Source organism: Acidovorax sp. ST3 (genome assembly GCF_003231145.1).
Taxonomy (GTDB): Bacteria; Pseudomonadota; Gammaproteobacteria; order Burkholderiales; family Burkholderiaceae_C; genus Acidovorax.
Map to the genome: position 1 here is coordinate 970549 of NZ_QKVP01000001.1, position 22636 is coordinate 993184.

Below are 22636 nucleotides of genomic sequence, written 5' to 3' on the forward strand. Positions count from 1 at the left end.
CGGGGCGGCCCTTGCGCGGCTGCCCGCGCTGGGGTCGCGCCGGTTTCACACACTACAGCCACGAATCACTGAGAAGAGAGAGCAAACACCATGAGTAGCAAGACAACAAAAATCGCGGTCGGCACCGTGGCCTTTGTGGCCGTGGCAGGGTTTGTGGGCTTTGGCCTGTGGAAGGCCTCGCAGCCCGCGCCCGAAGTCTTTCAGGGCCAGATCGAAGCGCAAGAGGCCGACATCGCCCCCAAGGTCACCGCGCGCATTGCGCAGATCCTGGTGAAGGAAGGCGACCAGATCGCCGTGGGCGCGCCCCTGATCCGCATGGACAGCCCCGAGGTCAAGGCCAAGCTGGCACAGGCCACCGCCGCCCAGGAGGCCGCCCAGGCCGTGGCCGCCAAGGCCGAGAGCGGCGCCCGCCCGCAAGAGGTGGAGATGGCCCGCCTGAACTGGCAGCGCGCTGTGGCCGCTGCCGACCTGGCCGAGTCGTCCTTCAAACGCGTCGATGGCCTGGCCCGCGAGGGCCTGGTGGCGGCGCAAAAACGCGACGAGGCCGAGGCCAACTTCAAGGCCTCACGCGACCAGGCACTGGCCGCCAAGGCCCAGTACGACCTGGCCCGCGCCGGTGCGCGCAGCGAAGACCGATCCGCCGCCAGCGCCCAGGCGCGCCAGGTGGCGGGCGTGGTGGCCGAGGTGCAGGCCGCCCAGGCCGAGACCGAACTCAAGAGCCCCGTCGCCGGCGAAGTGGCCAAGGTGCTGGCCCGCACCGGCGAGCTGTCGCCCCAGGGCGTGGCCGTGGTCACGGTGGTGGATCTCAAAGACCAGTGGGTCGTGCTGAACGTGCGCGAAGACCGCCTGCAACGCTTTGCCATCGGCAACGAGTTCGACGCCACGCTGCCCGCGCTGGGCGGCAAAACCGTGAAGTTCAAGGTCTACCACACGGCTGCGCTGCCGGACTTTGCCACCTGGCGCGCCACGCGCGCAGGCCAGGGCTTTGACGCCCGCACGTTTGAAGTGCGCGCGCGCCCGGCGGCCCCCATCGAAGGAGCACGCCCCGGTATGACGGTGCTGGTGAACTGAAATGCGACACCCCCCTGAGCGCCTTCGGCGCTTCCCCCCGCTCTCGCAACGCTATGCGTTGCGGGCAGGGGGACGCAGCCCTCGCTGCGGGGCGGCCCTTGCTCGGCTGCCCTCGCCGGGCCGCGCCTGTTCCGAATTCCGCGACGGGAGTGGAGCGCGATGGAAAACAGATCCAAAAAAGTGCCTCCAGCGCTTATCTTACAAGCGCAAACAGCTATGAATTCAATAGCAAACAGCCTTCGCCGCGAGGCCCGCCGTCTGACAGCCGACCCGTGGGACCTGGCCATGGTCACTTGGGTGCCGCTGCTGGGCGTGGCGCTCTTGTGGTGGATCTTTTCGGCCGGCCTGCCGCGCCACTTGGCGGTGGGCGTGGTGGACGACGACCACTCCAGCCTGTCGCGCCAGCTGGTGCGCATGCTGGACGCCACGCCGGGCGTGCAGATCACCCAGCACTTCACCAACGCGGCCGAGGCCGAACGCGCGCTGCGGGCGGTGGACGTGTACGCCGTGGTCTCCATCCCGCGCGACTTTGCGCGCACCGTGAAGGAAGGCCGCGCCGCGCAGGTCACGCTGCTGCACAACGCGCAGATGTCCACCCACTCCGGACTGCTGCAGCGCGATGTGCGCACGGCCGTGGGCACCTTGTCGGCGGGTATCGAGATGGCCGCACGCAACAAGCGCGGCGAAAGCGCCCAGGCCGTGCATGTGAGCATGGAGCCCATCCATACGCAGATGGTGGCGCTGTTCAATGTGTCCAGCAACTACGAGCAGTTTCTGGGCGCGGCGCTGATCCCCGCCCTGCTGCACATCCTGGCCATGACGGCCGGCGCCTGGACGGTGGGCCGCGAACTGCGTGACCGCACGCTGGGCGAATGGCTGGGCGCGGGGGGCTGGGTGCGCACGGCAGGCGCGCTGGCCGGCAAGCTCGCCCTGCCCTGGGTGTCTCTCACGCTGGTGGGCCTGCTGGCGCTGGTGGGCATCACCTGGGGCCGGGGCTGGCACCCGCCGGGCAACCTGTGGTGGGTGGCTGCGGCGCTTGCGCTGCTGATGGCCGTGTCGATCACCGCTGGCGCTGCGCTGGCGGGTATCACGCGGTCGCTGCGCACCGCGTTGTCGGGTGCGGGCTTTTTTGCGGCACCGGCGTTTGCGTTCAGCGGCGTGGCCTTCCCACTCGCGGGCATGCCCGGCAGCGCCCGCGCCTGGGCCGAGGCCATGCCGTTCACGCACTACATCCGCCTGCAGATCGAGCAGTTGCAAATGGGGGCGCCCGTGGCCACCAGCGTATCGACCGTCGTGGCGCTGATCCTCGCCACCGCCGTGCTGTGGCTGCTGGGTGCCACCGCGCTCACGCTGGCGCACCAGCGCCCCGACACGTGGGGAGGCCGCTGATGAACACGACAACACAACCCGTGCCCGTGGCAACTCCCTCGCAGCAAGGCCTGCTGGGCGCTTGGCTGCACGCGCTGGCCACCGTGGTGCGCGACAAGGGCGTGCTGCTGCTGTTGGTGGGCGCACCCGTGCTCTACGGCTTTTTCTATCCCTGGTTCTATGCCGACGAGGTGCTGACCCGCGTCCCCGTGGCCGTCGTGGACTTGGACCACACCAGCCTGTCGCGCCAGATCACCCGCTTTGCCGACGCCGACCCGCGCATCGAGGTGCATCTGGTCACCGGTAGCGAGCGCGAGGCGCAGGAGGCCCTGTGGCGTGGCGAGATCGAGGGCTATGCGGTGATCCCAGCCGGGCTCAAGCGCAACGTGGTGCGCGGCGAAAACGCGGTGGTCAGCATCGAGGCCAACGGCGCCTACGCGCTGCTGAACAAGGCGGTGCAATACGGCTTTGCGGAAGCCGTCGGCACGGTGTCTGCCGGGGTTGAGATCCGCAAGCTGCAGGCCGGCGGCCAAAGCGCCCCACAGGCCCGCGCCAGCCGCGCGCCGGTGCAGCTGCAGATGGTGGCGCTGTTCAACCCTACCGAGGGCTACGGCAGCTTTGTGGTGCCCGCGGTGGCGCTGCTCATCCTGCAGCAGACCCTGCTGATGGGCGCTGCGATGCTCACCGGCACCTGGGTCGAAAGCGGCCAGCACCGCGCCCGCGCCACCACCTGGCTGGGCCGCCTGCTGGCGCTGTGCACGCTGGGCTGGGCCAGTGGGCTGTTCTACTTCGGGTGGATCTTTGTGCTGCACGACTACCCGCGCGGCGGCAACCCGCTGGGGGCGCTGGCGTTGTTGGCCTGCTACATCCCGGCCATCGCTGCCCTCGGCGCTTTGCTGGGCCTTTGGTTTGGCAACCGCGAACGCGCGCTGCAGGTGCTGCTGTTCACCACGCTGCCCATCGCGTTCGTCGCAGGCTTCTCGTGGCCGGTGGAGGCCCTGCCCGAGCCGCTGCAGTGGCTGCACTGGCTGCTGCCCAGCACCTCGGGTGTGCAGGCGTCGCTGCGGCTGAACCAGCTGGGCGCGCCGCTGTCCACCGCGCTGCCTTACCTGTGTGCATTGGTGGCGCTGGGTGCGGTGTGCACGGCCACCGTGTTGTACAAGGCAAGGCCTGCGCGCACGGCCCGGGCCGTCTGATGCAGCGCACGGCTCATCGCACTAAGAGCGGCTAACAAAACTCAGCGAAGCGGTTCTGGCTAGGCGCTGTGTCGCAGGCAGTACGAGCAGTACGACAAGACACAGCAACGACGCCAGAAGAGTTTTGTTAGCCGCTCTAAAGGCGCGCGGGCAGCCCGGCCCACACATCCATGGCCTGCCACTCCAGCGGCAGGCGCACCTCCACCCCGTCGCGCGCGCCACGGTCACGCAGAAATGCCATGGACGCGTCAAAGTCATCCAGCGGTGGTGGCATGGGCTGCATGGGCTGACCGGGCGGCTGCCAAAAGTCATCCCAGTGAATGGGGATGACGCGCCGGGCGCCCACAGTGGCGACCACTTCGGTCCACAGCGCGTCGCGGTAGCTTTCGGGCCGGGGGCCCAGCGCACCGATGCCCTGCAACACCACATCGGCCTGCACTCCGCGCAATGCCCCGGGTTCAAACCCCGCACTGCCTACGATGAGCAAGGTGCGGCCGCCATGCGCCACATGCAGTGCGTAGCTCTGGCCTTCTTTGTATTCGCTGGCACGTACGGGTGGGCGCAGCGGTTCAGTGATCTCGCCGCCGGTGAAACCCGTGGGCGCGTGGCGGCTGGGGTGCAGCGTGACGGTAAAGCGTCCAAACCGCATGGGCTCGCCCAGCTTCGCCACGCGGATCTGCGATTCGGCCAGCCCCAGGCCGCGCCCCACGTTGGCGGTGGACTCCGACCCCAGTAGCAGCGCACCGGTGCGGCGAGCCACTTCGGGCGCGTCCATGGCATGGTCGTAGTGCGAATGCACAGGAATCACGGCCGCAAGCCGACCTGCAGCGCCGGGCAAACCAGCGCGCTGCAGCCCCAGCGCAATGGCCTGCACATCGGGCTCAACCTTGCCCAGAAAAGCCTGCAGTTTTCCGGGTCGCGAGAAGAATCCGTCGGTCATCACGGCCGTCTCACCGTCGTCCAGCAAGACCGTGGAAACGCCCATGAACGTGACCTTGAGCGGCACCTGCCCCGCCCCGGCACCACTCGCTGGCGGCTGCCAGCGCAGGTCAGCGTACGGCTGCAGCGAAGGATGCTGCTGCAGCGCCCACACCAGCACGCCCAATGCCGCCAAAGCCAAGACCAGCAATGCCTGCAGCGTGCGCCGTAGCAGCCGAGAGCGCCTCACGCCGCCTTCCTCGTCTGCGCCATACCGTTGGGAGAGTTTGGGGTCTTCATGCAGTCGCCTGACCGGTACGCAGGCGCACCGGGCCGCTGCGCGCTTCCACCGCCGCCTGCACTTCCTTGCGCAGGCCCAGGGCAAACGCCCACTCCGCCACCACAAACAGCGGGCCCACGATCAGGCCGACCAGGTCGTCCACAAACGCGGGCTTGCGGCCTTCGTAGTAGTGGCCCACGAACTGGATCACCCAGCCCACCGCAAACAGGCCAATGCCCGTGGCCAGCCACACGGCCAGGGTCTGGGCGGCCACCCATTGCCCGCCCACCAGCATGGCCGCCAGCAGCGCGGCCATGGCCAGGCCAAAGCGCATGTCCAGGCGGAAGTAGAAAACACTGGCCGCCAGCGCAGCCAGCAGCGCCGGGCTTACCGGCACCGCCCCCACCATCCAGGTCGGGCGCGACAGCAGGATGACGACGGCAAACATGATCATGGGCACGCCCACAAAATGGGTGTGGATGTTGCGCGGGTCGCGGTGGTAGTCGGCGTATTGGGAGAGGTGGTCGATCAGGGTTTTCATGGGTGTCTCCGGCATGTGTTTTGCGCAGCATCAATACTCGCTCTCGGGCTGCGCCAGCGTCTGTCGTGCAGACGACAAAACCCCCGCCGCCCTCCTGCCCCGTTCACTCGCATCCCATGTCCACCCCTTCTGCCTATTTACCCGTCCTCCAGACTGGCCGCTGGTTTGCCCACCTGCCGCCCGACTTTGCCCAGCCGCTGATTGCCATGGCGCAGTTGCGCCATTTGGCGACGGGTGAGGTGCTGTTCCGGCGTGGTGATGCGCCCTGTGGCCTGTATGCGGTGGTGCGCGGCGCGGTCAGCATCTCGGGCACCCGGGGGCGGGCCGATGAGGCGCGTGCGGCACTGCTCATCCGCCTGGAGCCGCCGCACTGGTTTGGCGAGATCTCGGTGTTTGACAACTCGGCCCGCACGCACGATGCGCAGGCCACCGAACCCACGACCCTGGTGCACATCCCGCACGAGCGGCTGCAGCACTGGCTGCAGGCCCACCCGCAGCACTGGCATGCGCTGGCTTTGTTGATGACCGACAAGCTGCGCTCGGCCTTTGTGGCGATGGAAGAGCTTGCGCTGTTGCCCGCCCCGCAGCGCCTGGCACGGCGCCTGGTGATGATGGCCGAGGGCTACGGGCAGTGGACGGCCGAAGGACAGTCGCGGCGGGTGATCGAGATCTCGCAAGAGCAGCTGTCGTTGATGCTGGCGATCTCGCGCCAGACCACCAACCAGATCCTCAAGGACCTGGAGTCGCGCCAGCTGGTGCGCGTGCAGCGCGGCGAGGTGGAGATTCTGGACCTGGCCGGCCTGCGGGGCGTTTGCGCCTGATTACTATCGAATCAATAGCATCCAAGGCATGATGTACTAGCGCATCGGCCGGTTTTTACACAAATACTAAGCACACATTCCATTTCCGGGCAAAATGGCGGCCATGCAACTCAACTACATCGCCAACGCCTCGGTGCCCTCGTCCTCGGGCCGCACGATCCCTGTGATCGACCCGTCCGACGGCCAGCCCTTCGACGAGATCCAGCGCAGCAACGCCGACGACATCGACGCGGCGGTGCATGCAGCCCGCCAGTGCTACCACGCGGTGTGGCAGAAGCTGGCCCCGGTGGAACGCGGCCGCCTGCTGCAAAAGCTCTCGGCCAAGATCCTGGAGCATGCAGACGAGCTGACGGCGCTGGAGCAGCGCGACTGCGGCAAGCCCACCAAACAGGCACGGGCCGACGCCATTGCGCTGGCACGCTACTTCGAGTTCTACGCCGGTGCGTGCGACAAGTTCCACGGCGAGACCATTCCCTACCCTGACGGCTACAGCGTGCTCACCTGGCGCGAGCCCCACGGCGTCACGGGCCATGTGATCCCCTGGAACTACCCCATGCAGATCTTCGGCCGCAGCGTGGGCGGCGCGCTGGCGGCGGGCAATGTGTGCGTGGTCAAGCCGGCCGAAGACGCGTGCCTCTCGCTGATCCGTGTGGCGCAACTCGCGGCCGAGGTGGGCTTCCCCGCCGGCGCGCTCAACATCGTCACCGGCTACGGCCATGAAGTGGGCGACGCGCTGGCGCGCCACCCCGGCATCGACCACATCAGCTTCACCGGCAGCCCCAAGATCGGCACGCTGATCCAGCAAGTGGCTGCCGAGCGCCACTGCCCCGTCACGCTGGAGCTGGGTGGCAAGAGCCCGCAGATCATCTTTGCGGATGCCGACCTGGACGCCGCCATCCCCGTGGTCATCAACGCCATCGTGCAGAACGCCGGGCAGACCTGCTCGGCCGGCTCGCGCGTGCTGATCGACTCGCTGATCTACGAACCCCTGCTGGAGCGCCTGGGCAAGGCGTTTGAAAAGCTGCGCGTCGGCCCCGCCGCCATGGACCTGGACGTGGGCCCACTGATTCGCCAGACGCAACAGCAGCGCGTGTGGGATTTCCTCTCCGACGCGCAAGTGGCTGGCATCCCCATGGTGGCCCAGGGCGTGGTGGTGGACGAAGCCCCCGAGACCGGCTACTACCAGGCCCCCACCTTGCTGCGCGATGTGCCCGTGGGCCATCGCCTGGCGCAAGAAGAGGTCTTCGGTCCCGTGCTGTCTGCCATGGCCTTTCAGGACGAAGACCACGCCGTGGAACTGGCCAACGCCACGCAGTTTGGCTTGGTTGCGGGCATCTGGACGCGCGACGGCGCGCGCCAGTTCCGCATGGCCAAGCGTGTGCACAGCGGGCAGGTGTTCATCAACAACTACGGCGCTGCGGGCGGTGTGGAGCTGCCCTTTGGCGGCGTCAAATCCAGCGGCTATGGGCGCGAAAAGGGCTTTGAGGCGCTGTACGGCTTCACCACTCTGAAAACCGTTGCCATCAAGTACGGTTGAAGAGGCATTGCAGGGTGTCTCGCCTGCGCACGACAGTGCAGGCAGGCCCCAGTAGCCTTGGCCGCTTCTGCACGACGATTTTTCTTTTTCCATGCCGCTGAGTCCCCCCGCCCCCCGCACCCTGAAACATGTCCGCCGGGTGAACTACCAGGGCTTTGAACGCGACGATGGCCTGTGGGACATCGAAGGCGAGCTGCACGACAGCAAGGCCTACGACGCCACCTCCTTTCGCGACCCTACCAAGCAACGCCTGGCAGGCGAGGCCATCCACCACATGTGGCTGCGCGTGACCGTGAACCGCCAGCTGGTGGTGCAGGCGGTGGATGTGTCCATGGATTCGCATCCGCTCAAAGGCTGCACCGAGGCCCAGGCAGCGCTGCAGCGCATGGTGGGCTGCAGCATGGCACGCGGCTGGCGCCAGGCCATCCAGAAGCACCTGGGCGGCGTGGAAAGCTGCACACACCTGCGCGAGCTGCTGTTCAACCTGGCCACGGCAGCGTTCCAGTCAGTGCCTGCGGTGTTTTCGTCCAGCGATCCTGCCGAGCCGCCGCGCCACCTGGGCCAGTGCACGGGATGGGACTTCAATGGCCAAGGCGTGAAAGAGTTTTTCCCCCAGTTCTATGGCCGGCAGCCCAAGGCACCCGCCCCGGCTCCCTCTACGGCCGATACGGTTTCGGCCACTGAAATTTCAGCCCCATCGGGCGCTAGCGCTGTTTGAATATGCGCTGGTAGCTATCAATTTTGATATATCACCACAACCCATCGGAGACACCCATGCGTGTGCAGAACAAATCCATCATCGTCACCGGCGCTGGCAACGGCATTGGCGAAGGCATCGCCAAGCGCCTGGCCGCTGAAGGCGGCAAGGTCATCGTCAACGACATCAACGAGGTGGGCGGCCAGCGTGTGGTGGCCGAGATCACGGCCGCCGGTGGCACCGCCGCCTTCTTCAAGGCCGACGTGACGAAGTCCGCCGAAGTGAAGGCCATGGTCGACGAAGCCGTGCGCCTGTACGGCCGCCTGGACGTGGTGGTGAACAACGCGGGCTGGACGCACCGCAACCGCCCCATGCTCGAAGTGAGCGAGGAAGAGTTCGACAAGGTCTATGCCATCAACATGAAGAGCATCTACCTGAGCGCCATCCACGCCGTGCCTGCATTGCGCCAGGCAGGTGGCGGCAGCATCATCAACATCGCCTCCACCGCCGGGCTGCGCCCCCGCCCGGGCCTCACCTGGTACAACGGCTCTAAGGGCGCGGTGATCATCACCAGCAAGTCCATGGCGGCCGAGCTGGGCCCGGACAACATCCGCGTGAACTGCATCAACCCCGTGTTCAACCCCGACACGGGCCTGGCTGCCGAGTTTGCAGGCGGCCCGGTGGACGATGCGCGCCGCGCCAAGTTCCTGGCCACCATTCCGCTGGGCCGCTTCTCCACCGCGCTCGATGTGGCCAATGCGGCGCTGTACCTGGCGAGCGAAGAGGCATCGTTCATCAGCGGCGTGTGCATTGAGGTCGACGGCGGGCGCTGCGTTTAAGCAAGCACGCCAACAGGCGTCCTGGCATGCCCTGAAGCAGCCACTACGCCCCTTTTTTGAGCGCCCCAATCCGCACTAGGACAGTGCGGATTGATTTGACGGTGGTGGCCCTGCTGCCTATAGTGCCGCCGATGTTTGCGAGCCAGCCCCACACCCCAGCTGCCAGCGCCACCGCGCCGCTGCGCCGTGGCGCGCGCTCGCAGGCCACGCTCCAGGCCGGTGACCGCGCTCTCTGCACCTTCGCTGCAGATTCCTGAGCCCGGCGACACCCCTCCCCTCCGCATTCTTTTCGCGCACCTCCTGTCGCCGGGCCCCACGCCCAGCGCCAGCTTGCGCCTTGGCCACGGCCGGGGCGCGGACGTCAGGAGTGTCCATGCCCCCGTTCCCTTCGGGCGAGATTTCGCTCGCCCCATGCGCGCCCGCGCACCCACTTGCTGCCCCTGCGCTCGCGCGCGAGGGTGCTGTCGATCAGGCCATAACCCACGCAGCAGCCGCCGACATCACCCGCCAGTTCATCCGTGCCAAGCAGCCCTGCGCCGACGGCTACCGCTGGTACCTGCGTCGCCATGAGGGCGCCAGCAACTACCAGGCGTTGCTGGACGACCTGGTGCGCGAGGGCCGCGTGGAGGACGCGTGCTGGATGCTGGACCAGTTCGGCCCCACCAACGATGTGCTGGAGGTGGACCACCTGGAGGCTGACGCGCTGGTGTTTGCCGGCAGCGTGCGCTGCCGGGGCCATGCCGACGTAGAAGGTGTGCTGCGCACGGGCCGCAGCCTGAGCGTGCTGGGCGGCCTGCGGGTGGGCGGTGCACTGCGCGTGGGCGAAGACCTGCGCGTGGCGGGCGCGGTGCGCTGCGAGGGCAGCGCACGGCTGCAGGGCGATATGCGCGTGGGCTGGTCGCTGACCGTGGCGCAGCGCCTGCAATCCACGGGCAGCCTGCGCGTAGGCGGGGAGCTGGACTGCGGCGCCGCTGCCCAAATCGGCGGCCACTGCCGGGTGGCACAGGATCTGCGGGTGGTGGGCGACCTGGGCTGCGAAGGCGGTATCAAGGTGGGCGGCCACCTGCAAGCCGGCGCGGCCCTGCAGGCAGCCCGGGGCCTGTGGGTGGCGGGCGACGTGAACTGCAAGGGCCACCTGCAGGTGGGCTGGGGGGTGCGGGCCGGCGGGCATATCCATGCCGGCGGCGCCATCCGGGCGGGAGAAAGCCTGTGGGCGGGCGACACGATTGAAGCAGGCGAAGCCTATGGCGTGTATGCGGGCCTGGATGTGCCCTTGCCCGACTGGCCCCACAGCGCCCAGGTCAGCGCCCGCGAACAACCCGCGCGCCTGCTGAGCGGCTGCTGGGCGGACGGCCCTGGGAGCACGCAATGACGGCGAGCACCTTCTGCCTGCAACTGCCGGGCCCCGCCATCCCCACCACCAAAGCGCAGTCCAGCCCAGGCCTGCTGGGCCGCTGGGCCCTTTGGCTGACCGAGCTGCGCATCGACGTGGACCTGTCGGGCCGCGACATCCAGCGCGAGTTCGATGCGCTGTACGACCGCATCCGCACCAACCACCGCACGCGCGATGCGATGCGGCCGCTGCCCCTGCACCTGCGCGGGCTGGTGTTTCGTCTTCGCGAGGCCGATGGCGAATATTTTGTGTACGCCATCGATCCACTGCGCAACCGCATCGTGGCTTACACCGTGTTCAACCGGCTGGTGGAGGTGGACCGCCGCACCGACCGCCACCTGCGCGCACCCCACACCAAGGTGGCGCACGGCTACCGTCGCATGGGCATTGCCACGGCCATCTATCGCTGGTGGCTGGACTCGGGCCGTTGCCTCATGACCGGGGCACGCCAGTCTGCCGGCGCGCACGGACTGTGGATGGCCCTGGCGCGCGACTACGAGTTGGCCGCCGTGCGCATCGATGCAAACAAGCGTGTGCAGCGCCTGCAACTGCCCCCACCGCCAGGATTTTTTGACGCGCTGGACACGCGGCTGGTGCTGGTGGGGCGCGATTGCCGCTTGGCGGACTTCACGCAGCCCGCTGCCTGCAACGGCCAGTGACCCGATGGGCCAAGCCGCGCGGAGCCGATCAGCCCAGCACCTCGCGCAGGGCGGCCTCGTACAGGCCGGTGAGCTTGTCCATCACACCCAGCAGGCGCTCGCTGGTCGTTGCCACCGCATTGAGCCCGGCGTCGTCGGCCGGGCGGCGCAGGGCGGCGTCGAAGAACAGCCATTGCGAATCGGCCAGCTCCAGCTCGCTGCGGATGGCGGGCGTGGACACGGGGGCCGCCTTGAGCGTCTGCAGCGCCTGCCGGAAGTCGGCCGCATCGGCCGCCAGCTGCGCGTGCACCACCTTCGACTCCACCTTGGCAGCACTCAAGAAATAGTTTTTGGCCAGTCGCTGCGACAGCATGCGCTGGCGGCCCGCCAGGTTGACCAGGCGGGCGCTGGGCGCCTGCGCCATCTTCTCGATGGACTCGGTCACAGCCTGGGCCACCAGCAGCGTGCGGTCAGCCTGCTCGGAGGCCGCAACGACCAAGGCGGTCTGGGTGGCCGGCGCTGCAGTCAACTGGTTGAGCAGCGCAAACTGCTTTTGCACGTCTTCCAGCTGGCGCCCCACGTCGGCGGGCCAGCGCCCGGTCTGCATGCCCCGGGCCAGCTCGCTGCTGCCCGACTGCGCCATCTTGCGGGCCAGCCCCATCACATCCACCGCCGCGCCGGGCAGCACCTGCAGGTACTGCTGGCAATAGGCCTTGGCCATACGTTGCGACAACGCACGGAACCAGCCCGCATAGTTGATGGCGCCGGACAACCCCATCTGAGCCTGGGCCCCACCAGCCCCATTCGCCCAGGTGGGCAGCAGGATGCCTGCCGCCACCCACTGAACCGCCACACGGCGCTGGCAGGGCATGGCGTCGGCGGAGAACCTGTTCAATACCTCGCGAACTGGCATGGGAACCCCTTGAAATCGGATGCCTGCATTGTTGCGACGCAGCATTCCCATGCCCTGCGCCAGATCAAAGCGCCCCGCCATCCGCCGCAATCGTTTGCGCTGCAGCAACAAATCCGCCTTCAAGGTCATTCGCAGAAGGGCCCACACCTCCCCGCCAAACCTGACACACTGCGCCGCTCAGGAGACGAACATGTTGATACAACTGACCTATGCCAGCCGCACCTCCCGCGTGCTCGGCCCTGCGGACATCAAGGACATCTTGAGCGCCTCGCAGCGCAACAATGCCCGCGCGGGCATCACCGGCGCGCTGTGCCTGAACAACGGCATCTTCCTGCAGCAGCTCGAAGGCGACCGCGCTGCCGTCAACGCGCTGTACCACCGCCTGCTCAAGGACGCGCGCCACAAGGACACGGCCGTGCTGGACTTTGGCGAGATCCCGCACCGCCGCTTCACCAGCTGGTCGATGGGGCTTCTGGGCTCGGTGGACGCCAACCGGCAGCTGTTCCTCAAATACTCCAGCACCCCGGATTTCGACCCTTTCAGCATGAGCACCTTGATGCTGCGCAGCTTCTTCGACGAGATCCTGCAGAACGTGCGCTGGCTGGAGTGAGAAAATGCGGGCCATGCGCCCTCCCGCCCTGCTGAACGAGCCCACCCATGTCTGAACGCGTGATCCCGCTGGTCGATGAGCGGCTGGCCTCGCTGGCGGCCAAAGTGCCAGCGCAGCTGGTCAAACCCACAGGGCTGCTCACCGATGCCCGGGGCCGCCCGCTGCGCGACCTGCGCATCAGCGTGACGGACCGCTGCAACTTCCGCTGCAACTACTGCATGCCCAAGGAAGTGTTCGACAAGGACTACCCCTACCTGCCGCACGGGGCTTTGCTGAGCTTTGAGGAGATCACTCGGCTGGCGCGGCTTTTTCTGGCGCATGGCGTGCGCAAGATCCGCCTGACGGGCGGCGAACCCCTGCTGCGCAAGAACCTCGAAGACCTGGTAGCGCAATTGGCCCAGTTGCGCACCGTGGACGGCGTGGCGCCGGACCTCACCCTCACCACCAACGGCTCATTGCTCGCACGCAAGGCCCAGGCCCTGAAGGACGCGGGCCTGAACCGCGTGACGGTGAGCCTGGACGGCCTGGACGACACCATCTTTCGCCGCATGAACGATGTGGACTTTCCGGTGGCCGATGTGCTGGCCGGCATCGAGGCCGCGCATGCAGCGGGTCTGTCGCACATCAAGGTCAACATGGTGGTCAAGCGCGGCACCAACGACCACGAAATCTTGCCCATGGCGCGGCACTTTCGCGGCACAGGCACCACGCTGCGCTTCATCGAATACATGGACGTGGGCGCCACCAACGGCTGGCGCATGGACCAGGTGCTGCCGTCGGCCGAACTCATCGAACGCCTGCGTGCTGAACTGCCGCTGGTGCCGCTGGACCCGAGCAGCCCCGGAGAAACCGCCGAACGCTGGGGCTATGCCGATGCGCAGGGCAAGCACGATCCCGCACTGGGCGAGGTGGGCGTGATCAGCAGCGTGACCCAGGCCTTCTGCCACGACTGCAACCGCGCGCGCCTGTCCACCGAGGGCAAGCTCTACCTGTGCCTGTTTGCCAGCCAGGGCTACGACCTGCGCAGCCTGCTGCGCGGCGGCGCAAGCGACGCCGACATTGCCTCGGCCATCGCCCCCATCTGGCAGCAACGCAACGACCGCTATTCGGAGCTGCGCAGCAGCCTGCCCGCCGATACCGGCCAGGGGGCGCGGCGCGTTGAGATGAGCTACATCGGCGGATGACCTCGGACACCCCCCTGAGCGACTGCGTCGCTTCCCCCTTCTCTCGCACCGCTGCGCGATGCGGGAAGGGGGACGCAGCCTCCGCTGCGGGGCGGCCCTTGCTTGGCTGCCCTGACCTGCAGAGCGCCGTCTCAAAGGCCACGGGAAATTCCGGCCTGCATTCTTTTGAAGAGCATCCATGATTGAAACCCAAGACATCACCGGCCTGGTCCTCGCAGGGGGCCGCGGCTCCCGCATGGGCGGGGTCGACAAAGGCCTTCAGAACTTTCGCGGGCTGCCGCTGGCCCTGCACACGCTGATGCGGCTGCAGATGCAGACGGGCAACGTGATGGTCAACGCCAACCGCAATCTGGCGGCCTACGAAGCGTTTGGCACGCCGGTGTGGCCTGACGTGCTGAGCGACTACGCAGGGCCCCTGGCGGGCTTTCTGACCGGACTGGAGCGCTGCGAAACGCCCTGGCTGCTGACGGTGCCCTGCGACACGCCGCTGTTTCCGCTGGACCTCGCCCAGCGCCTGGCGGCTGCGGCAGACGCCGAGGGCGCCAACATCGCCATGGCCGCAGCGCCCGAAGACGACGGCCAGGGCCACATCACCGTGCGCCCGCAGCCGGTGTTCTGCCTGCTGCGTGTGGACCTGCTGGAAAGCCTGGTCGCCTTCACCCAGGCCGGTGGCCGCAAGATCGACGCGTGGACGGGCCAGCACCGCTGTGCCATCGTGCCCTTTGACCAGCCGGGCGACGACCCCCAGGCCTTCTTCAACGCCAATACGCTGGCGGAGTTGCACGCGCTGGAAAGCAGCAGCGCGCCCCAGGCCTGAACTACCCGCCCACCCCATGAACCATCGCCCTCCCGTGGAAGCAGTGGACCGCGTGGAACCAGCGGATGCTGGCGCGGTACACATCCGCCCCCTGGTCGCCGCCGATGCGGTGGCCTACAAAGCCCTGCGCGACGAGGCACTGCGCACGGCGCCGGATGCCTTCACCTCGGACTACGAGTCCTCTGTGGGCCGCGATGCCAGCGAGTACGTGGCGCGGTTTGGCGCGCTGGAGTCCGGCCAGTTCTTTTTGGGCGCCTTCGATGCTGCAGGCCAGTTGCTCGGCTGCCTGGGTTGCGAGCGCGAACAGCGCACCAAGCAGCGCCACTGCGCCGTGGTGGTGGGCATGATGGTGTCGCCCGCTGCGCAGCGCAGGGGCATTGGCCGGATGCTGGTGGAGGCCTGCGTGCGGGCCGCCAGCCAGGTGCCCGGGCTGACCCAGCTGGTGCTTACCGTCACCGCATCCAACCCGCATGTGGTGCGCCTGTACGAGCAGGCCGGGTTCCGCGCCTGGGGCCTGCTGCCCAACGCCATCGTGGTGGATGGCGTGGGCTACGACAAGCTGCACATGGTGCGGCTGCTCTCCCACTGAATTCAAGCCAATCCCACCCATGAAAACCATTGCCCAGATAGCCGCCGAGCTGCAAGGCTACGACCCGCAGGCCCTGAGCGCTGCCGATGTGAACCAGTTTCTGGACCGGCTGGTCGAGCCCGTCACCGCTACCGAAGTGCTGCCGCTGTTCAGCGCGCTGGGCCGCGTGCTGGCGCAAGACGTGATCTCCCCGGTGAGCGTGCCGCCCCACGACAACTCGGCCATGGACGGCTACGCCTTTGCGGGTGCGCAACTGGTGGCCGGGCAGCCGCTCACGCTGCGCGTGGTGGGCACCGCCCTAGCGGGCAAGGCCTGGGCGGGCACGGTGGCTGCGGGCGAATGCGTGAAGATCATGACCGGCGCCATCATGCCCGCCGGGCTCGACACCGTGGTGCCGCAAGAGTTCACCACCGCCACTGCCGACGGCCACATCACCATCGCCGCCGATGTACTGCGCGCCGGTGACAACCGCCGCTTCAAGGGCGAGGACATCATGGAAGGCAGCGTGGCCTTGGCCCGTGGCGAGCTGCTGACGCCTGCCGCCCTGGGCCTGGTGGCCAGCCTGGGCCTGCCCACCGTCACGGTGGTCCGCCGCCTGCGCGTGGCGTACTTCTCCACCGGCGACGAGATCCTGAGCCTGGGTGAGGCTCCGCGCGAAGGCGCGGTGTACGACAGCAACCGCTACACCGTGTTCGGCCTGCTCACGCGCATGGGGGTGGAGGTGATCGATCTGGGCGTGGTGCGCGACGAGCCCGCGCTGCTCGAAGCCGCCTTCCGCCAGGCAGCCCAGCAGGCCGACGCCATCATCACCAGCGGCGGCGTGAGCGTGGGCGAGGCCGACCACACCCGCACCATGATGAAAAAGCTGGGCGACGTGGCCTTCTGGCGCATCGCCATGCGCCCGGGCCGCCCCATGGCCGTAGGGCGCATCAACAACGCAGAAAATCAAGCCATTTCGGCCTCAAGCGTTAGTACATCAAGCGCTGGCAGCTATCAAAATGATATCAACACACCGACCGGTGGCGCCGTGCTGTTCGGGCTGCCCGGCAACCCGGTGGCGGTGATGGTGACCTTTCTGGCCTTTGTGCGCCCCGCCCTGCTGCGCATGATGGGGTGCACCCGCGCAGCGCCCCCACTGCTGCGAGCCATCAGCACCGAGCCCATGCGCAAGAAGCCCGGTCGCACCGAATACCAGCGCGGCCTGGTCACCACCGCCGCCGACGGCACGCTGCAGGTACGCACCACCGGCAACCAGGGCTCGGGCGTGCTCAGCTCCATGGTGCAGGCCAACGGGCTCATCATGCTGCACCACGGCCAGGGCAACGTCGCGGTGGGCGATGCGGTGGACGTGATGGTGTTTGAGGGCGTGATCTGACACGGCAATGCGCCGCCAGCCGGTGCATGGCATCGGCCGCCAAGGTAACCTGAAACCAGCTTCTCGCCCTGTTCACAGACCACGAATCACGCCATGCCCTACGCCGCCCAACACCTTGCACAACCCCCATCCCGAGACGATGTGGACCGCCTGCCCGGCGCCACGGTGGTCGAGTTCGGCACGCCCTGGTGCGGCCACTGCCAGCGCGCCCAGCCGCTGATCGAAGCCGCCCTGAAGGACCACGCGGACATTGCCCACGTCAAGGTGGAAGACGGCCCTGGCCAGCGCCTGGGGCGTACGTTCGGTGTGAAGCTCTGGCCCACGCTGATATTCCTGAAAGACGGCAAGGAAGTGGCCCGCCTGGTGCGCCCACAGGGCGGGCAAGAACTGCAGGACGCGGTGCAGTCGGTGCTGGCCTGAGTCGCCCGCGCCGCCAGCTCGACCCACACATCGTTCACGCATGCGCTGAAAAGCAGAAAGGGCCTGACGGGACCCTTTCTTGCCTTGTATGGTCTGTGTGGTTTTAACCGCCGGGCTTGTCAGCCCGCCCCCTATTGAAAGTTACTTGGCCACATAGTCGTGCGGGTGCAGCGGGTGTGCCGGCGCGTCCACCGCCACCGCAGTGTTGGCCCCCGGCACCGCCTTGCGGGCGAACAGCGTGTACATGGTGGGCACCACAAAAATGGTGAGCAGCGTGCCCAGCGACATGCCACCCACAATCACCCAGCCGATCTGGGTGCGCGTTTCGGCGCCAGCGCCCGTGGCCAGTGCCAGCGGGATGGCTCCCAGCACCATGGCACCCGTGGTCATCAGGATGGGGCGCAGTCGCTGGGCCGAGGCCTTGACCAGCGCGTCCACCATCTCCATGCCCTCTTCGCGCAGCTGGTTGGTGAACTCCACGATCAGGATGCCGTGTTTGGTGATCAGCCCCACCAGGGTGATCAGCCCGATCTGCGAATACACGTTGAGCGAGCCGCCGCTCCATTTGAGCGCCAGCAGCGCGCCGATCATCGACAGCGGCACCGACACCATGATGACGAGCGGGTCGATGAAGCTCTCGAACTGCGCCGCCAGCACCAGGAAAATGAACACCAGCGCCAGCACAAACACCACGCCCAGCGCACCCTGCGAGTTCTTGAACTCGCGCGAGGTGTCGTTCAGGTCGGTGGTGTAGCCAGGCTTGAGCACCTTGGCGGCCGTCTCGTTCATGAAGGTGATGGCCTGGCCCAGAGAGTAGTCGGACGACAGGTTGGCCGTGATGGTGGCCGAGCGGCGCTGGCCAAAGTGGTTCAGCTCGCGCGGGCTCACGCTTTCGCGCACGTTGACCAGACTGGTCAGCGGGATCATCGCGTCGTTGCGGCCGCGCACGTAGATGGTGTCGATGTTCTCGGGCGTGGTGCGGCCTCGCGCCTCGGTCTGCACGATCACGTCGTACTGCTCGGCATCGCGCTTGTAGCGCGTAACGGTGCGGCCGCCCAGCATGGTCTCGATGGCCTTGGCCACCACTTCCACGCTCACGCCCAGGTCGGCGGCGCGTTCACGGTTGACTTCGATGCGCAGCTCGGGCTTGTTCAGGCGCAAGTCCACGTCGGGGGACACGATGCCGGGGTTCTGCGCGATCTCGGCCATGAATGCGGCCACCACCTTGCTCAGGTTCTCGTAGCTGTCTGAGGTCTGGATCACGTAGGTGAGGGGTCGCGAGCGAAAGCCCTGGCCCAGCGACGGCGGTGTGATCAGAAAAGCGTTCACGCCGGGCAGGCCCGCCACCTTGGGCTGCAACTCCTTGGCCAGGGCCAGCGTGGTGCGGTCGCGCTTTTCCCAGTCCACGGTGCGGTAGATGACGCTGCCCTGTGCCACCGTGGGGTTGCCGATGTTGGCAAACACGCGGTCGAATTCGGGGTAGGTGTTGCCGATTTTTTCCAGCTCCAGCGCATAGCGGTTGGTGTAGTCCAGCGTGGCGCCGTCGGGTGCGGTCACGCTGGCCAAAATGGTGCCTCGGTCTTCCAGCGGCGACAGCTCCTGCCGCATGGTGGGGAACACCAGCACCAGCGCCGCACCGCTCAGGGCCATGACGCCCAGCACAATCCAGCGGGCCTGGAACAGCGCACCCCGCACACCACCGCGCCCCGAACCCGTGCCGCCCCAGCGGGCCGTGACGATCCAGCGCAGCAAACGGCCATAAGCGTCCGACAGGGCCGTGAGCCAGCGCTCCATGGAGCGGTCGAACCAGTTGGGATTCGGGTTGTGCTTGAGCAGCAGTGAACACATCATGGGCGAGAGCGTCAGGGCCACAAAGCCCGACACCACCACGGCCCCGGCCAGCGCCAGTGCAAACTCCACAAACAGGCGCCCCGTGCGGCCCGGCGTGAATGCGAGCGGCGCATACACCGCCACCAGCGTGAGCGTCATGGCCACGATGGCAAAGCCAATTTCACGGGCGCCCTTGATGGCGGCCGAGAACGGGTCGAGTCCCTCTTCGATGTGGCGGTAGATGTTCTCCAGCATCACGATGGCGTCATCCACCACCAGGCCGATGGCCAGCACCAGCGCCAGCAGCGTGAGCGTATTGATCGAAAAGCCCGCCAGTGCCATCAGCGCAAAACTGCCCACCAGGCTGACCGGGATGGTGATGATGGGGATGATGGACGCACGGAAGGTGCGCAAGAACACAAAGATCACCAGGGCCACCAGCACAACGGCCTCGATGATGGTGGAGTACACGCTCTTGATGGAGCGGTCGATGAACAGCGAGTTGTCGTTGGCAATGTCGATGCCGATGTCTGGCGGCAGGTCGGCCTTGAGCAGGGGGATCATGGCGCGCACGCCCTTGGACAGCTCCAGCGGGTTGGCCGTGGCCTGGCGGATCACGCCCACCGAGATGGCATCGCGCCCGTTGAGCCGCACGCGGCTGCGGTCGCTGGCGGGGCCTTCCTCGACCCGGGCCACATCGCGCACACGCACCGAGAACCCGTTGACCGTGCGAATCACGATGTCGGAAAACTGGGCGGGGGTTTTCAGGTCGGTCTGCGAGGTCACGCTGAACTCGCGCTGTTGCGACTCGATGCGGCCCGCGGGCAGCTCCAGGTTGTTGCGGCGGATGGCGTCTTCCACGTCCTGCGTGGTCAGGCGGTAACCGGCCATGCGTTCGGGGTCCAGCCACACACGCATGGCGTATTTGCGCTCGCCGTAAATCGGCACGTCGGCCACACCGGTCACGGTCTGCAAGCGGGGCTTGACGATGCGGTTGATGAGGTCGTTGACCTCCAGCGGGGTGCGCGTGTCGCTGCTGAAGGCCAGCCACATCACGGGCGAGGCGTCGGCCTCGACCTTGGCAATCACGGGCTCATCCACCGCGAGCGGCAGGCGGTTGCGCACACGGGCCGTGCGATCGCGCACTTCGGCTGCCGCGTTGTCGGCATCCTTCTCCAGCCGAAAGCGCACGCTGATCTGGCTTTGTTCGGCCCGGCTGATGGAGGTGATCACATCCACCGCGTCGATCCCGGCGATGGAGTCTTCGAGCGGCTTGGTGACCTGCGATTCAATCACTTCGGCCGACGCGCCCGCGTAACGCACGCTGACGGTGACCACGGGTTCGTCGATCTTGGGGTATTCGCGCACCGACAGGCGCGTGAAGCTCACCGCACCAATCAGCAGCACCAGCAGCGACAGCACGGTGGCAAACACCGGCCGGCGGATCGATATTTCAGCGAGTTGCATGGCAGTCCGTAGGCATCAGAGGGTGACGACAGGCAGCCCGTCAGACAGGCGCACGGTGGCCCGGGGCTATTGATCGGGTCGAGCTTCCAGCCGGCTGACAAGGGTTGGCACCTGGCAGGGGTTGGGCCTCACTGCGAACCGCCATCGCGCTCGGCACCGAGGGGGCTGTAACGGGAGATGAAGATGCCGACGCCGCAGAGGTGCTCGGCGCAGGCGCATCAGCCACTGCTGCAGCCTTTGGTCCCACCCCACCCGCAGCCCCTGAAGCGCCCGACGCCGGGCGCGCGGCTGCGGCCGCCGCGCCACCGTTGCCCTGCTTGCCCAGTTCCACCACGCGCACCTCGGTGCCGTCCTTGCGGATGCGCTGCTGGCCCGCCGTGACCACCAGGTCACCTGCGCTCAGGCCGTCCAGAATCTCCACCCATCCGGGCGAGCGCACGCCCAGCTGCACCGGGGTGCGGCGAGTCACCTTGCTGCCGGGCTCGTTGCCCTCCACCACCTTGAGCACATAGGGGCTGGAGCCGTCGGGCACGATGGCTTCTTCGGGCACCACGCGCGCGTCGCTGCGTTCGGAGAACACGGTCGTCACCCGCGCGAACATGCCGGGGCGCAATTGCAGCCGGCGGTTGTCGATGCAGCCGCGCACCGCAATGGCCCGCCCATCCGCATCGATCTGCGGGCTGATGGCCTGCACCCGGGCGGCGTAGCGCACGCCCGGCAGTGCGTCAAACGTGACTTGCGCGGTCTGGCCCGGGCGCACTTTGCTCTGCAGCCGCTCGGGCAGACGGAAGTCCACGTACACCGCATCGAGGTCTTCAATGTTGACGATGTCGGCCCCGTCCTTGAGGTAGTCGCCCACGTTCACACCCCGAATGCCCGCAATACCATCGAACGGGGCCACGATCTTGAGGCGCTGGGCGGTGGCCTGGGCCAGCGCCAGCTTGGCCTGGGCCACTTCCAGGTTGGCAGCACTCTCGTCCACAGAGCGTTGGCTGATGAAGCCCTGGGCCACCAGCTCCTGGTTGCGCTTGTGGTTGGCCTGCGCAATCGACAACTCGGCCTGGCTTTGCTGGATTTGTGCACGGGGCAACTGGTCGTCCAGCTGCACCAGCACCTGCCCACGCCGCACGCGCTGGCCATCGTGAAAGTTCAGCTGGGTGATGCGCCCCCCCACCTCGGGGCGCAGCATGACGCTCTGGCGCGACTTGAGACTGCCCACAGCTTCGGCATCGTCGCGCAGCGCCATCTTCCGCACGGTCACGGCCTCCACGGCCACGGGGCGGCCAGCCCCCGCAGCGGCACCACCGCCCGCAGGTGTACCCGTCCCGCTCGCCCCGGCCTCGGTACGCTGCGGTGGCTGGGCTGGTTTCTGCAACCACCAGGCAGCGCCCGATGCAGCCGCGATGCCAATGACAGCGAAAACGAGGTACTTGTTCTTGGACGCCATGGGTCAGTCAATCCGTTGAGGTGGGAAGCGCAGTCACACAATGTAACAGTGGGTACATGCAGCCGCTGCCATGCGCGGCAATATCCCAGGGCTTTGGCCGCTATCGGGGCAGACAGTCCCCGGCGCAGGCATGAAAAAAGCCTCCGAAGAGGCTTGTACGGCACGCTGCATCAGCGTTGGGCTACCTGCGGCCCAGGGCTTGGTCTACGCCCCGGTTGGCCAATGCATCGGCCCGCTCGTTGCCCGGGTCGCCCGAGTGCCCTTTCACCCAGCGCCACTCAATGCGGTGACCGCCGGTGCTGACCAGCGCATCCAGCCGCTGCCACAGCTCCACGTTCTTGACCGGCTGCTTGGAGGCCGTGCGCCAGCCCTTGGCCTTCCAGCCATGGATCCACTCGGTGATGCCCTTGCGCACGTACTCGCTGTCCAGGTACAGCGTCACGGCACAGGGGCGCTTCAGGGCCGAGAGCGCTTCGATCACCGCCATCAGCTCCATGCGGTTGTTGGTGGTGCCCAGTTCACCACCGAACAGTTCTTTTTCGGTCGCGCCCGAGCGCAGCAACACGCCCCACCCGCCGGGGCCGGGATTGCCCTTGCAGGCGCCATCGGTGTAAATCTCTACCTGGTTCAAACTCTGTTCCTGACAATGTGATGGATGGTTGCAGCACCGGGGATGGATCTGCCG

Annotated in this window: 21 protein-coding genes; 15 read left to right on the forward strand and 6 right to left on the reverse strand. The window is 67.3% G+C overall.

The window, feature by feature from the left end:
* Nucleotides 1-90: 90 nt before the first annotated feature.
* The 3 genes from DNK89_RS04310 to DNK89_RS04325 all read left to right on the forward strand — a co-directional run bounded on the left by DNK89_RS04310 (nucleotide 91) and on the right by DNK89_RS04325 (nucleotide 3635).
* Nucleotides 91-1071, forward strand: coding sequence for an HlyD family secretion protein (locus tag DNK89_RS04310; RefSeq protein WP_110959020.1), 981 nt, complete (start codon nucleotides 91-93; stop codon nucleotides 1069-1071).
* 216 nt (nucleotides 1072-1287) lie between these two features.
* Nucleotides 1288-2460, forward strand: a complete 1173-nt coding sequence (locus DNK89_RS04320) for an ABC transporter permease (protein WP_110959021.1) — start codon at nucleotides 1288-1290, stop codon at nucleotides 2458-2460.
* Nucleotides 2460-3635, forward strand: a complete 1176-nt coding sequence (locus tag DNK89_RS04325; protein WP_203422187.1) for an ABC transporter permease — start codon at nucleotides 2460-2462, stop codon at nucleotides 3633-3635. The genes DNK89_RS04320 and DNK89_RS04325 overlap by 1 nt, the downstream gene beginning before the upstream one ends.
* 136 nt (nucleotides 3636-3771) lie before the next feature.
* Here DNK89_RS04325 and DNK89_RS04330 read toward each other — a convergent pair whose 3' ends face one another.
* Complete coding sequence (locus DNK89_RS04330; protein WP_203422188.1) at nucleotides 3772-4803, reverse strand: MBL fold metallo-hydrolase; 1032 nt, start codon at nucleotides 4801-4803, stop codon at nucleotides 3772-3774.
* Between the two features lie 46 nt (nucleotides 4804-4849).
* Nucleotides 4850-5374 (reverse strand): DUF962 domain-containing protein, encoded by a 525-nt coding sequence (locus tag DNK89_RS04335; RefSeq protein WP_110959022.1) that lies wholly within the window; start codon nucleotides 5372-5374, stop codon nucleotides 4850-4852.
* A 116-nt stretch (nucleotides 5375-5490) separates the two neighbouring features.
* On the opposite strand from DNK89_RS04335, the gene DNK89_RS04340 reads away from it, so the two are divergent.
* From DNK89_RS04340 to DNK89_RS04365, 6 genes are all read left to right on the forward strand, one after another.
* Nucleotides 5491-6195, forward strand: a complete 705-nt coding sequence (locus DNK89_RS04340; protein WP_110959023.1) for a Crp/Fnr family transcriptional regulator — start codon at nucleotides 5491-5493, stop codon at nucleotides 6193-6195.
* A 103-nt stretch (nucleotides 6196-6298) separates the two neighbouring features.
* The gene (locus DNK89_RS04345) at nucleotides 6299-7732 is read left to right on the forward strand and encodes an aldehyde dehydrogenase family protein (protein ID WP_056067777.1); all 1434 of its coding nucleotides are present in this window, start codon (nucleotides 6299-6301) and stop codon (nucleotides 7730-7732) included.
* 91 nt (nucleotides 7733-7823) lie between these two features.
* The gene (locus tag DNK89_RS04350) at nucleotides 7824-8450 is read left to right on the forward strand and encodes a DUF2889 domain-containing protein (RefSeq protein ID WP_110959024.1); all 627 of its coding nucleotides are present in this window, start codon (nucleotides 7824-7826) and stop codon (nucleotides 8448-8450) included.
* 56 nt (nucleotides 8451-8506) lie between these two features.
* Complete coding sequence (locus tag DNK89_RS04355) at nucleotides 8507-9268, forward strand: SDR family oxidoreductase (RefSeq protein ID WP_110959025.1); 762 nt, start codon at nucleotides 8507-8509, stop codon at nucleotides 9266-9268.
* A gap of 373 nt (nucleotides 9269-9641) precedes the next feature.
* The gene (locus DNK89_RS04360; protein ID WP_110959026.1) at nucleotides 9642-10640 is read left to right on the forward strand and encodes a hypothetical protein; all 999 of its coding nucleotides are present in this window, start codon (nucleotides 9642-9644) and stop codon (nucleotides 10638-10640) included.
* Nucleotides 10637-11320 (forward strand): hypothetical protein, encoded by a 684-nt coding sequence (locus DNK89_RS04365; protein ID WP_110959027.1) that lies wholly within the window; start codon nucleotides 10637-10639, stop codon nucleotides 11318-11320. The genes DNK89_RS04360 and DNK89_RS04365 overlap by 4 nt, the downstream gene beginning before the upstream one ends.
* 28 nt (nucleotides 11321-11348) lie before the next feature.
* On the opposite strand, the gene DNK89_RS04370 is transcribed toward DNK89_RS04365, so the two are convergent.
* Complete coding sequence (locus tag DNK89_RS04370) at nucleotides 11349-12212, reverse strand: type IV pili methyl-accepting chemotaxis transducer N-terminal domain-containing protein (protein WP_238990684.1); 864 nt, start codon at nucleotides 12210-12212, stop codon at nucleotides 11349-11351.
* Between the two features lie 190 nt (nucleotides 12213-12402).
* On the opposite strand from DNK89_RS04370, the gene DNK89_RS04375 reads away from it, so the two are divergent.
* From DNK89_RS04375 to DNK89_RS04400, 6 genes are all read left to right on the forward strand, one after another.
* On the forward strand, nucleotides 12403-12822 hold the full coding sequence (locus DNK89_RS04375) for a BLUF domain-containing protein (protein ID WP_110959029.1): 420 nt from the start codon (nucleotides 12403-12405) through the stop codon (nucleotides 12820-12822).
* Nucleotides 12823-12869: 47 nt separating this feature from the next.
* Nucleotides 12870-14006 (forward strand): GTP 3',8-cyclase MoaA, encoded by a 1137-nt coding sequence (moaA, locus tag DNK89_RS04380; RefSeq protein ID WP_110959030.1) that lies wholly within the window; start codon nucleotides 12870-12872, stop codon nucleotides 14004-14006.
* A 178-nt stretch (nucleotides 14007-14184) separates the two neighbouring features.
* Nucleotides 14185-14823 carry a molybdenum cofactor guanylyltransferase MobA gene (mobA, locus tag DNK89_RS04385; protein WP_110959031.1) on the forward strand — a complete coding sequence of 213 codons (639 nt, stop codon included), beginning with the start codon at nucleotides 14185-14187 and terminating at the stop codon, nucleotides 14821-14823.
* 16 nt (nucleotides 14824-14839) lie between these two features.
* Nucleotides 14840-15412 (forward strand): GNAT family N-acetyltransferase, encoded by a 573-nt coding sequence (locus DNK89_RS04390; protein ID WP_203422189.1) that lies wholly within the window; start codon nucleotides 14840-14842, stop codon nucleotides 15410-15412.
* 19 nt (nucleotides 15413-15431) lie between these two features.
* Nucleotides 15432-16787, forward strand: a complete 1356-nt coding sequence (gene glp, locus DNK89_RS04395) for a gephyrin-like molybdotransferase Glp (RefSeq protein WP_110959032.1) — start codon at nucleotides 15432-15434, stop codon at nucleotides 16785-16787.
* Between the two features lie 93 nt (nucleotides 16788-16880).
* Nucleotides 16881-17207, forward strand: a complete 327-nt coding sequence (locus DNK89_RS04400; protein ID WP_110959033.1) for a thioredoxin family protein — start codon at nucleotides 16881-16883, stop codon at nucleotides 17205-17207.
* 141 nt (nucleotides 17208-17348) lie between these two features.
* Here the strand turns inward: DNK89_RS04400 and DNK89_RS04405 are convergent, their stop codons facing one another.
* From DNK89_RS04405 to rnhA, 3 genes are all read right to left on the reverse strand, one after another.
* Nucleotides 17349-20504 carry an efflux RND transporter permease subunit gene (locus DNK89_RS04405; RefSeq protein WP_110959034.1) on the reverse strand — a complete coding sequence of 1052 codons (3156 nt, stop codon included), beginning with the start codon at nucleotides 20502-20504 and terminating at the stop codon, nucleotides 17349-17351.
* Between the two features lie 40 nt (nucleotides 20505-20544).
* Nucleotides 20545-21951 carry an efflux RND transporter periplasmic adaptor subunit gene (locus tag DNK89_RS04410; protein WP_110959035.1) on the reverse strand — a complete coding sequence of 469 codons (1407 nt, stop codon included), beginning with the start codon at nucleotides 21949-21951 and terminating at the stop codon, nucleotides 20545-20547.
* Nucleotides 21952-22132: 181 nt separating this feature from the next.
* Entirely contained in the window at nucleotides 22133-22582 is a 450-nt protein-coding gene (gene rnhA, locus DNK89_RS04415; protein ID WP_015013609.1) for a ribonuclease HI, read from the reverse strand.
* Nucleotides 22583-22636: the final 54 nt, after the last annotated feature.

Coding starts and splice junctions, on each gene's coding strand:
- moaA (WP_110959030.1), top strand. CDS start 12,870: ATGTCTGAACGCGTGATCCCGCTGGTCGATGAGCGGCTGGCCTCGCTG.
- glp (WP_110959032.1), top strand. CDS start 15,432: ATGAAAACCATTGCCCAGATAGCCGCCGAGCTGCAAGGCTACGACCCG.
- DNK89_RS04390 (WP_203422189.1), top strand. CDS start 14,840: ATGAACCATCGCCCTCCCGTGGAAGCAGTGGACCGCGTGGAACCAGCG.
- DNK89_RS04320 (WP_110959021.1), top strand. CDS start 1,288: ATGAATTCAATAGCAAACAGCCTTCGCCGCGAGGCCCGCCGTCTGACA.
- DNK89_RS04360 (WP_110959026.1), top strand. CDS start 9,642: ATGCCCCCGTTCCCTTCGGGCGAGATTTCGCTCGCCCCATGCGCGCCC.
- DNK89_RS04365 (WP_110959027.1), top strand. CDS start 10,637: ATGACGGCGAGCACCTTCTGCCTGCAACTGCCGGGCCCCGCCATCCCC.
- DNK89_RS04350 (WP_110959024.1), top strand. CDS start 7,824: ATGCCGCTGAGTCCCCCCGCCCCCCGCACCCTGAAACATGTCCGCCGG.
- DNK89_RS04355 (WP_110959025.1), top strand. CDS start 8,507: ATGCGTGTGCAGAACAAATCCATCATCGTCACCGGCGCTGGCAACGGC.
- DNK89_RS04410 (WP_110959035.1), bottom strand. CDS start 21,951: ATGGCGTCCAAGAACAAGTACCTCGTTTTCGCTGTCATTGGCATCGCG.
- DNK89_RS04335 (WP_110959022.1), bottom strand. CDS start 5,374: ATGAAAACCCTGATCGACCACCTCTCCCAATACGCCGACTACCACCGC.
- DNK89_RS04370 (WP_238990684.1), bottom strand. CDS start 12,212: ATGCCAGTTCGCGAGGTATTGAACAGGTTCTCCGCCGACGCCATGCCC.
- DNK89_RS04340 (WP_110959023.1), top strand. CDS start 5,491: ATGTCCACCCCTTCTGCCTATTTACCCGTCCTCCAGACTGGCCGCTGG.
- mobA (WP_110959031.1), top strand. CDS start 14,185: ATGATTGAAACCCAAGACATCACCGGCCTGGTCCTCGCAGGGGGCCGC.
- DNK89_RS04405 (WP_110959034.1), bottom strand. CDS start 20,504: ATGCAACTCGCTGAAATATCGATCCGCCGGCCGGTGTTTGCCACCGTG.
- DNK89_RS04310 (WP_110959020.1), top strand. CDS start 91: ATGAGTAGCAAGACAACAAAAATCGCGGTCGGCACCGTGGCCTTTGTG.
- DNK89_RS04345 (WP_056067777.1), top strand. CDS start 6,299: ATGCAACTCAACTACATCGCCAACGCCTCGGTGCCCTCGTCCTCGGGC.
- DNK89_RS04325 (WP_203422187.1), top strand. CDS start 2,460: ATGAACACGACAACACAACCCGTGCCCGTGGCAACTCCCTCGCAGCAA.
- DNK89_RS04375 (WP_110959029.1), top strand. CDS start 12,403: ATGTTGATACAACTGACCTATGCCAGCCGCACCTCCCGCGTGCTCGGC.
- DNK89_RS04400 (WP_110959033.1), top strand. CDS start 16,881: ATGCCCTACGCCGCCCAACACCTTGCACAACCCCCATCCCGAGACGAT.